This is a genomic window from Micromonospora sp. KC723 (assembly GCF_004348595.1).
In the GTDB taxonomy this organism is placed as follows: domain Bacteria; phylum Actinomycetota; class Actinomycetes; order Mycobacteriales; family Micromonosporaceae; genus Micromonospora.
In genome coordinates this window covers 1-9,391 of record NZ_SMKD01000179.1, presented here as the reverse complement: position 1 = coordinate 9,391, position 9,391 = coordinate 1, and the positions used below count along the sequence as shown (strand labels likewise).

At 72.4% G+C, this 9,391-nt stretch carries 8 protein-coding genes; 3 read left to right on the top strand and 5 right to left on the bottom strand.

Going from position 1 to position 9,391, the window contains the following annotated elements; translation table 11 throughout:
- Positions 1-570: 570 nt before the first annotated feature.
- Entirely contained in the window at positions 571-810 is a 240-nt protein-coding gene (locus tag E1165_RS29600; protein ID WP_207917043.1) for a hypothetical protein, read from the bottom strand.
- 370 nt (positions 811-1,180) lie between these two features.
- Here E1165_RS29600 and E1165_RS26025 point away from each other — a divergent pair, with 370 nt between their 5' ends.
- Positions 1,181-1,573, top strand: a complete 393-nt coding sequence (locus E1165_RS26025) for a peptidase inhibitor family I36 protein (RefSeq protein WP_243704993.1) — start codon at positions 1,181-1,183, stop codon at positions 1,571-1,573.
- Between the two features lie 41 nt (positions 1,574-1,614).
- On the opposite strand, the gene E1165_RS26020 is transcribed toward E1165_RS26025, so the two are convergent.
- From E1165_RS26020 to E1165_RS26010, 3 genes are all read right to left on the bottom strand, one after another.
- The gene (locus E1165_RS26020; protein WP_132394367.1) at positions 1,615-3,063 is read right to left on the bottom strand and encodes a glucose-6-phosphate dehydrogenase; all 1,449 of its coding nucleotides are present in this window, start codon (positions 3,061-3,063) and stop codon (positions 1,615-1,617) included.
- Between the two features lie 180 nt (positions 3,064-3,243).
- Positions 3,244-4,467 carry a multidrug effflux MFS transporter gene (locus E1165_RS26015; RefSeq protein WP_132394370.1) on the bottom strand — a complete coding sequence of 408 codons (1,224 nt, stop codon included), beginning with the start codon at positions 4,465-4,467 and terminating at the stop codon, positions 3,244-3,246.
- A gap of 250 nt (positions 4,468-4,717) precedes the next feature.
- Positions 4,718-5,164 carry a hypothetical protein gene (locus tag E1165_RS26010; protein ID WP_132394366.1) on the bottom strand — a complete coding sequence of 149 codons (447 nt, stop codon included), beginning with the start codon at positions 5,162-5,164 and terminating at the stop codon, positions 4,718-4,720.
- A 68-nt stretch (positions 5,165-5,232) separates the two neighbouring features.
- Between E1165_RS26010 and E1165_RS26005 the strand changes: the two genes are divergently transcribed.
- Together E1165_RS26005 and E1165_RS26000 are read left to right on the top strand one after the other, a co-directional pair.
- Positions 5,233-5,808 (top strand): RNA polymerase sigma factor, encoded by a 576-nt coding sequence (locus E1165_RS26005; RefSeq protein ID WP_243704992.1) that lies wholly within the window; start codon positions 5,233-5,235, stop codon positions 5,806-5,808.
- Positions 5,801-6,520 (top strand): hypothetical protein, encoded by a 720-nt coding sequence (locus E1165_RS26000; protein ID WP_132394365.1) that lies wholly within the window; start codon positions 5,801-5,803, stop codon positions 6,518-6,520. Before E1165_RS26005 ends, E1165_RS26000 begins: the two co-directional genes overlap by 8 nt.
- Positions 6,521-6,577: 57 nt before the next feature.
- On the opposite strand, the gene E1165_RS30550 is transcribed toward E1165_RS26000, so the two are convergent.
- The gene (locus E1165_RS30550; protein ID WP_305792157.1) at positions 6,578-9,106 is read right to left on the bottom strand and encodes a rhamnogalacturonan lyase; all 2,529 of its coding nucleotides are present in this window, start codon (positions 9,104-9,106) and stop codon (positions 6,578-6,580) included.
- Positions 9,107-9,391 lie beyond the last annotated feature (285 nt).

Below are 9,391 nucleotides of genomic sequence, written 5' to 3'. Positions count from 1 at the left end.
CCCCTTCCCCCACCACCGGGGGGTTACAGCAGCGTCGCGGCGAGCCCGACGAGTGGCCGGCGGGAGTGAGCAGAGCCAACAGCACCTTCAGCAAACCGCACCTGCCGGTGTCCCCAACCGACAACCGCCGCGTGATGGCCATGCTGTGGTTCTTCGACGCCGGGCGGGCACGACGATGAACGCCGCCGACACGACGCCTGTCCGACGTCCTTCACCAGGCTCTCGTATCGACCGCACTCACCCGGGCTGGTCGTTCGGGCTCGTGTGACGGGCCGAACAGGCCGGGCACCGCCGGGCGTCGCGGGTGTCGCCGGCGGTCGCCCCGCGCCCGGCTGCCGACGACGCGTCCCCCGCGTAACTTCTGCCACCGGGGACCGTGTCGGTCACGGAAGGGAATCACCGGATGGCGCGGGCCCACCGCCTCACGGTCTGCCGTTGTGGCGCATGTCGGGGTTGGCTCTCACTCTCATTCTGGAGACTGGATGTCAGGCGGTGCCGGCGGTGAGGTAGTCGATGTTGGGTAGCCCGCCGGCACCGGTGGGACTCAACCGGATGGTGTTCCATTGATGATCAGGGCGGCGGGCTCGTGGTGGGTGGGGTCGTCGGCACCGGCGAGGGCACCAGCGGGCAGGTGCTCTGGTACGCCCGGATGCCGATGGAGTTCGACAGCGGGCACAGGAACTGGGTGTAGCGGGTGTCGCTGTCGATGAAGGTCTTCAACCAGGGAATGACGTTGCGCATCATGGTCGGGTTGTTCGAGGTGGGGAAGACCTGACCGGCGCCGCCGAGTTCCAGGTACGCCTTCTCCACTACGGACGGGACCCGGCCGCTGCAACGCCGCGTAGATGGCGCCACCGCCACCCATCGAGTGCCCCATCACCGCCGCCCGGCTCGCGTCCACCGGTCCCGCACCGAACTGCGCTGCGTCAGGTAGTCCAACGCGGCGCATCAATCGACAAACCTCGATACAGAAGCCGGGTCGAGCGACCGCACGTGAGAAGATGCTCCGCCGGTCCGCCAGTGAATAGGCTGAAATCGAATGCCGTCGTTCCGGGTCCAGACGTCACCGCGCGCCCCACTCCGTTCCGGTCCGTCGCGTCCCGGCGTACCGGCGGACCAGGGCGGGTTCGTGTCGTGAACGGATGTCGTCCCGGCAACCAGGTGAAGGGTTGTGATCAGCATGTTCGTCCGGAGATCACTCACTGTGGGCGCGCTGTCGGCCGTGGCGCTCGTCGCCACCGTGGGCGCGAGCGGCGCCGCCGCCGCGCCGTCGGGTACGGCCGGGGTCGCCGACAGCTCGTGCGGATTCGTCCGCACGCTGTGCGCCTGGGACCAGGAGGCATACCAGGGGAACCGGTTCACCGCGCAGGCCCGCAACCCGTCCACGGGAGCCTGCGTGGATCTCGCCGCCCACGGCTGGGGCGGCGGCCGGGTGAAGTCGGCGCGTAACACCGCCAACCAGCCTGCCCGGCTGTACACCAACCAGAACTGCACGGGCTCCTCGTACACGATCATGCCGTCGGGCTCCTACAGCTCGATCGACTTCCCGTCGCAGAGCGTGTACGTGTACTGACGGCGTCGGCGGGGTGACTCACTCCTCGCGTCCACCCCGGCTCACCGGCGCTCGCCGGCGGCCGGCGCCAGGAGTGAGTCACCCGGTCCGTGGCTGCCCGCCGGATACTCCCGTAACGGCTCCGCTCCCGTCCGCCACGCCTCGAGCACCGGCGCGACGATGCGCCAGCAGTCCTCGGCGGTGTCGCCCCGCACCGACAGCGTCGGGTCGCCCTCGAAGGCGCCGCGCAGCACCTCACCGTAGGGCGGCAGTTCACCCGGACCGAAGTCGGCCACCAGGTGCACCTGGTCCAACTCCATCGGGTTGCCCGGGCCGTTGATGTTCACGTCGAGGCCCAGCTGGTCCGGGCCGAAGCCGATCCGCAACCGGTCCGGCTGGTCGTACCCGATGAGCCCGGAGGGTACCCGGGGCGGCTGCTTGAACGTGACGACGGCTTCCTTGCGCCGGCCGGACAGCGCCTTGCCGGAACGGAGCCGGAACGGCACGCCCGCCCAGCGCCAGGTGTCCACGGCCAGCACCACCTCGGCGAGCGTCTCGGTCTGGCGGGCCGGGTCGATGCCCGGCTCGTCGACGTACGCGGGCAACCGCCGCCCGGCGATCACCCCTGCCGTGTACCGGGCCCGCCTGCTCCACCTCTCCGGGTCGTCGTCCCACACCCGGGTGGCCCGCAGCACCTGCGCCTTGCCGCCGCGCAGGTCCCGGGCTTCGAGGGTGGGCGGCGGGTCCATCGCGATCAGCGCGAGGACCTGCAGCAGGTGGCTCTGCACCATGTCGACGAGCGCGCCCACGCCGTCGTAGTAGCCGGCCCGGCCCTCGAGCCCCAGGGTCTCGTCGAAGACGATGTCCACGCACGCCACGTGCGTGGAGCTGAGCAGCGGCTCGAAGATCCGGTTGGCGAAACGCAGCCCGAGGATGTTCACGACCGTGGACTTGCCGAGAAAGTGGTCGATGCGGTGCACCTGGTCCTCCGCAACGAGCCGGGCCAGGATGTCGTTGAGCGAGCGCGCCGAGACGGCGTCCGTACCGAACGGTTTCTCCAACATCAGCCGGGCATTCGGCGGCAGGCCGATCCGGGACAGCGCGGCGGCGGTCCGGGCGGTGACCGTCGGGGGCAGGGCGAAGAAGATCACGAGCTGGCCGTGGCAGGCCGCCAACAGCCGACGCAGGTCCTCTTCCCGGGTGACATCGGCGGGCAGGTACCGGGTGGCACGGATCAGCTCGGCCACCCGGGGCCCGTCCGCCCCGACCGTCGCGAAGGAGTCGGCCACCCGGCGACGCCACCGCTCGTCGTCCCAGTCGTCCGTGCCGCTGCCGACCAGCATGAGGCCGGGCTGGGCGCCGTCGGCCACCAGCCGCCCCAGACCGGGCAGCAGCAGACGCCCGGCCAGGTCGCCGGTGGCCCCCAGCAACAGCAGCGTCTGGGGCAGCGGTGGCGGCGCGGCGGGACGTGCGCCGCCGGGCCCCGGGGCGCTCGGGGTCGATGTCGTCATGCACCTACCATGCCCCGCCGACCGGGCACGTACGGGCCGGTTGCGCGGACTACGCGGCAACCAGCCCGAGCGCAGGCCACGCAGGTGGACGACGCCGCCCGGCCCTGTTCGCCCGGGGCGGCCCAGCGCCGACGCCGGGGACGGCCGCTTGCCGTACCGTCCCCGGCGGCTACCCGCCCGTCAGTGCGCCGCCGCCAGCACCGGGCCAGGTTCGAGGTGGGCGAGCCGGGCGGGCCGTACGACGACCAGCAGGACGGCCGTCGCCGCCACCAGCCCGCCGGCCACGACCACCGCCATCGCCACCGCGCCGGTGCCCAGCACGCCCACCAGGGGGGCCGCCAGCGCGCCGACACCGAACTGCACCGCGCCGAGCAGGGCGGAGGCGGTGCCGGCGGCCGCACCGTGTCGGGACAACGCCAGGGCCGGCGCGTTCGGCATCGCCAGACCCGCCGCGGCGAGCACCACCCACAACGACACGAGCAGGCTCGGCAGGCCACCGAACCCGGTCGCGGCGACAGCCAGCAGCACCAGCCCGGCCACGGCCCCCACCGCCAGGGCGGCGACGAGGATCCGTTGCGGCGGGTGGCGACGCAGCAGCCGCACGTTGAACTGGGTCGCCCCGATCAACCCGACCGCGCCCGCCCCGAAGGCCAGGCCGAACTCCTGCTCGTCCAACCCGTACTGGTCCTGCAGGACGAACGACGACCCGGCCACGTACGCGAACAGCGCCGCCATGGCCAACCCGGACACCACGACCAGGCCCACGAACACACGGTCACGCAGCAGCGAGCCGTACACCCTCGCGGTGGCGACCAGGCCACCGCGCCGCCGCCGGGCGACCGGCAGCGTCTCGGGGAGCCCGAGCGCGGCGACCACCACGAGCAGCACCCCGAAGGAGGCCAGGGCCACGAACACGCCCCGCCAGTCCGCCCAGCGCAGCAACCCTCCGCCGAGGGTCGGTGCGAGGATCGGTGCCGCACCCATGACCAGCAGCAGCCGGGAGAGCAGGGTGGCGAAGGCGGCGCCGGCGAACAGATCGCGGACCACGGCCATCGCCACCACCGAGGCCGCGGCGACGCCGAGGCCCTGCACCACCCGCAACCCACCGAGGACCACGATGTTCGGTGCGACGACGCAGAGCAGCGACGCCACGACGTGCAGGGCGATCCCGGCGATCAGCGGCGTGCGCCGCCCCACCGCGTCGGACAGCGGACCGATCAGCAGTTGGCCGAGCGCGAGACCGGCCAACGTGCCGGTGAGAGTCAGTTGGACCGCCGCGGACGTGGTCTGGAAGTCGGCGACGATCGCGGGGAACGCGGGCAGGTACATGTCGATGGTCAGCGGCCCCACCGCGATCAGCGAGCCCAGCACGAGAACGAGCCGCAGGCGCTGCCGCGGGCTCATCAGGTCACCCGGTGTCGGCGGGGCAGCCGGCCGGCGGGTGGTGTCGGCGGTGGCGGTCATCGGGTCGGCTCCGACCGGCGAACTCGGGCGGGGATCAGGGCAGCAGTCACATCTGGCTCCAAACCCCCGCCGGCCCGGCTGATTCCCGCTTCACCACGAGGTAACGGAGCTCACAGGCCAACGGCGACGGGTCCGCGCGGCCGATCACGACCCGGCGGGCGGACGCCGGTGGCGAAGTCCTCGTCCGCCGTCAGGCCGGGGTGGCCGGGGCGCGCAGGCCCACCAGACCCGACACGGCGGCCGGGCCGAGTTCCTTGCCGGTGGCGGGATCGTGCCAGCTGACCGCGCTGGCCTGGCCCAGGTCAAGACGCGCGCCGTCGAGGCTGCGGACCAGACCGGTGATCGGGTCGCGGACGGACCGTTCGGCGGCGACGCCGAGGCCCCCGAGGTCGACGGTCCGCAGGGTGGTGCCGGCGCCGAGGAACAGGCGGTCGCGGCCGGCCACCGCGTAGGCGGGGCCGGCGCCCGGCGGCAGCGGGGCGGTGCGGCGCACCGCCACCTTCTCGGTGGAGATCTCCGCGACGGTGCCCGAGGTGACATCGGCGACCAGAAGGCGGCGGCCGTCCGGGCTGAGCGCCATGGCGTGCCCGTTCGCCGGTCCCTCGCCGAACGGGTGCGGCAGGGTGTTCGCCATCATGCTCCGGTGACACCTGCGGGACCGCGCGGGTTCCGTGGAACCCACGCCGCGCGGGCGGTGTCATCAGTGTGATCGAACCGGAGGTTGCGCTGGACGACGACGAGGCTGTCACCCGCGCTCGGGCAGGTGACCTGGAGGCGTACGAGTTCCTGGTCGCCCGGTACACCGCGTCCGCGTACCGGACGGCGACGCTGCTCGGCGCGGGCTCGGACGCGGAGGACGTCATCCAGGAGGCGTTCGTGAAGGGGTACCGCAAGCTCTCTCGATACCGGGGGGACTCGTCCTTCCGCTCCTGGCTGCTGGCCATCGTGGCCAACGAGACGCGTAACCTGCACCGGTCGCGCAACCGGCGTGACGGGCTCGTGCTGCGGGCCGCGACGGCGCACCCGCAGTCGGAGATCGCCGAGGACGCCGCGGTCGGCACCGTCCTGGCCGGGGAACGCCGCGCCGCGCTGGTGCGGGCCCTGCGCATGCTCCCCGTCAAGGACCGGGAGGTGATCGTCTGCCGGTACTTCCTCGACCTGAACGAGGACGAGACGGTCACGATGCTGGGGTGGCCGCGCGGCACGGTGAAGTCGCGGACCTCCCGGGCGCTTGCCAAGCTGCGCGGTCTGCTCGCCGTCGAGGAGGTGGGCCGTGGATGACCTGGAGCGCGAGTTGCGGGAGCTGTCCGGCTGGCTGGAGACCTCCGACCCGCCCGAGGTGGCGACCCGCGTACGCGCCCGGCTCGCCGCGCCGACGCGGCACCGGTGGCGGTGGCGGTACCCGGTCGCGGTGGCGCTGACCGCGCTGCTGGTCGCGGTACTGCCACCGGGCCGGGCCGCCCTCGCCGACGCCCTGGCAGGTCTGCTCCGCTTCGCTGGGATCACCATCAGCACGTCGTCCGCGCCGGTGATGCCGACCGGTTCCCCGTCGCCGTTGCCCGCGCAGCGCCCGGCGGGGTTCGACGAGGCGCAGCGCGCGGTGCGGTTCCCCATCCGGGTGCCGGCGAGGCTGGGCACGCCCGAGCAGGTGCTGGTGGCCGATCCGGACAGCGGCGGCGGCCACCGGGTGGCGACCCTGCTCTACCGTGGCGGCGCGCTGCGCCTCGACGCCTTCGACGGTCGCCTCGATCCGGTCTTCGCCAAGCAGGCCGGCGGCCCGGGGGCGGAATGGGTGCAGGTCGGCGGGCGGCAGGCGATCTGGATCGGCGGCCCGCACCCGGTGTCCTACGTGGACCGTGACGGTGTGGTCCGGACGGAGAGTGCCCGGCTGGCGGCCGCGACCCTGGTCTGGGAGGACGCGGGGGTCAGCTACCGGCTCGAGGGCCAGCTCACCCGGGCCGAGGCCCTCGAGATCGCGGCCTCGCTCGGGTGACCTGTGCGGGACGTGCGGTAGGCCGGGAGGGCCGCGGCGACCCTCCCGGCCCGCCGGTCACGACAGCATCGCGATAACGGTCCTGGCCTGGTGGGTCAGCGCCACCTGCGCGGGGCCGGAGATGTGGCTCGGTCGCTTGACCTGCCCGAGTTCCCGGACGAAGCGCTCCAGCGCCCGGGCCGCCGCCGACGGCCGGCCCTGGTCGAGCTGGTACTCCGCCTCGACGAGCGCCACCTTCAGAGGCAGCACCACGAGGCCGGACACCTCTCCCGCGCGGATCTGCGTGTCGAGCTGGTCACCGAGCGCGGCGACGCTGCCCGGCGCCCAGATCTTCGGCACGGGCACCTGCGACCAGTCGATGTCCGAGCCGAGGTAGAAGCTCGGGTACGAGGGCTGGTTGTACGTCGTCTGCTGCCGGGCCACCTCGGCGCGGTACTGCGGGTCGTGCATGAGGGTGTAGAGCTTGCGGTCGGTCACCTCGGTGCTCAGGTAGATCCGGATCGCCGAGCTGTCCGCCGTCCGCACGAGCAGTTCCTCCCGCCAGTCGCCGAAGATGTCGGCGACGAGGCCGGGGTTCCCCTTCGTGTGGTTGTTGGTACGGGTCCCCGCGGCGGTGAGCAGGGTGCCGCGCCGCCAGTCCTCGATGGTCGGTGTGACCTCGAGCGACCCGCTGACGATCTGGGTGGTCATGTCGGCGGCCCACCTGATGCTCTGGTTGGTGCCGGGCACCCGGTCACCCAGGCGCGCCCCGTCCGCGCCGCGCAGCCCGAGGCCACTGATCGACCCGGAGGGCTGCGAGCACCAGGTTTCCAGGCCGGGGTGCTCGGGGACGACGTCACCGATCATGCCGCGACCGGTGTCGACGCCGGTGTAACCACCGTAGATCACCTGGCCGGTGCGGCCGTCGCGCAGGGTGTAGCCGTAGGGGGCCCACCGCCCGCCCTCGTGCACCTGGTAGATCTCCAGCCCCGGACGGCGGGGGTCGATGTCGGTGACGTGCATGGCGTCGCCGTGACCGATCCTGGCCGACGCGCCGGGGTCGGCGCTCTCCGGCGGCATCGGCCCGAACGAGCTGTACAGCAGGGTGCCGTCGTGGTCGATGGTGGCCCCGCCGTAGACGATCTCCTGTTTGCCGTCGGCGTCCACGTCGGCCGCGCTGAGCGAGTGCTGGCCCTGCGTCGTGATCGTGCCGAATCGTGGGTCGGCGCCGTCCCGGCCGTGCGGGCTGTCGTTGAACGGGTTGGTCATCGGCGTCCAGCCGCTGTCGACGTACCAGTTCTGCGCCAACCGCTTGCCGTCCCAGTGGTAGGCGACGAGCGTCGAGCGCGTGTAGTAGCCCCGGGCGAAGACCGCCGACGGACGCCGGCCGTCCAGGTACGCCACCCCGGCGAGGAACCGGTCGACCCGGTTGCCCGGCTCGATGCGCGCCATCGCGTAGTCGCCCCACCTGAGGCCGTCGTCGTGCCGTCCGGGCTGGTAGTCGATGGTCTGCAGGTCCCGTCCGGTGGCGCCGTCGAAGACGGTGAGGTACTCGGGCCCGTTCAGGATGAAGCCCTGGAACGCCCGCAGGTTGTTGCGGGTGCTGCGGCTGGGTGCGTAGACGTCCATGAAGTGGTCGGCGAGGGCCTGCGCGTCCTGCTGCGACAGCGGGTACTGGTAGCGCGGCTCGATGCCGAAGGCCTGCTCCAGCGTGGCGGGCCAGCGCCCGCCCACCACCTCGGGGTGGCGGTGCCACTGCCGGAACATCTCCACCACGTGGGCGTGGTAGCCGGTCGGGCTGAGGCGGTAGTCGTCGGTGTGCGAGACGCCCGCCCGGACGTCCTTCTGCGGAAGCTTGATGTACCGCTCGGAGATGGCGTCGCCGGTCCTGCCGTACCTGGTGATCTTCGTCCCGGGGGCGGTCTTGAACATCATCTCCGAGCGGCCGTCGCCGTCGAAGTCGTAGACCAGGAACTGGGTGTAGTGCGCGCCCGCACGGATGTTGACACCCAGGTCGATGCGGTACAGCAGGGTGCCGTCGAGCTCGTACGCGTCGATGAGGACGTTGCCGGTGTAGCCGACCTGCGAGACGTCCTTGGCGTTCGACGGGTCCCACTTGACGATGTACTCGTACTGCCCGTCGCCGTCGACGTCGCCGACACTGAGGTCGCCCGCCGAGTAGGTGTAGCTGTCCCCGGCCGGGGTGACGCCGTCAGCCGGTTTGCGCAGCGGTAGGTCGCGGAAGGCGTCGGACCACGCGGTGACCGTCGCGCTCCGGTCGACCTCGTGTCCGCCGGCGACCGCCGCCACCCGGTATCTGGCCGTGGCGGTGCCGTCCCGGTCCAGGTAGTTGGTGCTGTCGGTGACCGTCGCGATCCGCCTGCCGTCGCGGTACACGTGGAAGTTCGCCCCGGCCATGCCGCTGGCCGTGGCACCGGTGACCTCGTGCCCGAGCAGTCGCCAGCTGAGGAAGACCCCCTCGCTGGTGGCCGCGGCCACCAGCCCGCGGTCGAGGTGCTCCAGTTGGACGCGGGCGGGAGCGCCACGTCCGGGATCGGCCGACGCCGGGACGGATGACACGGGCACGGCGACGGCGCCGACAGCCACCAGCGCACCTGTTGTCGCGGCGAGCCCGCGACGGAGTCTGTTGCGAGGACTCATTCGGTCTCCTGAGTCGATGCCGGCCTCAGCGGGAGGCGGGCATGGCCGATGGCCGGCCCAGCGGGTGCCATTCCGGTGCGGTCGCCCGCCGGGGCCGGAGGTCAACTCTGCTGTGAAACGTTTTAAGGATCAAGGATGTGAATATATTAGCCAATCCATGGGCCGAGGCCTAGGACGACGAGGGAAGACGCCGCGCAACAGGCGGAAGGGCCGGCGCACCCCGTCCGTGAC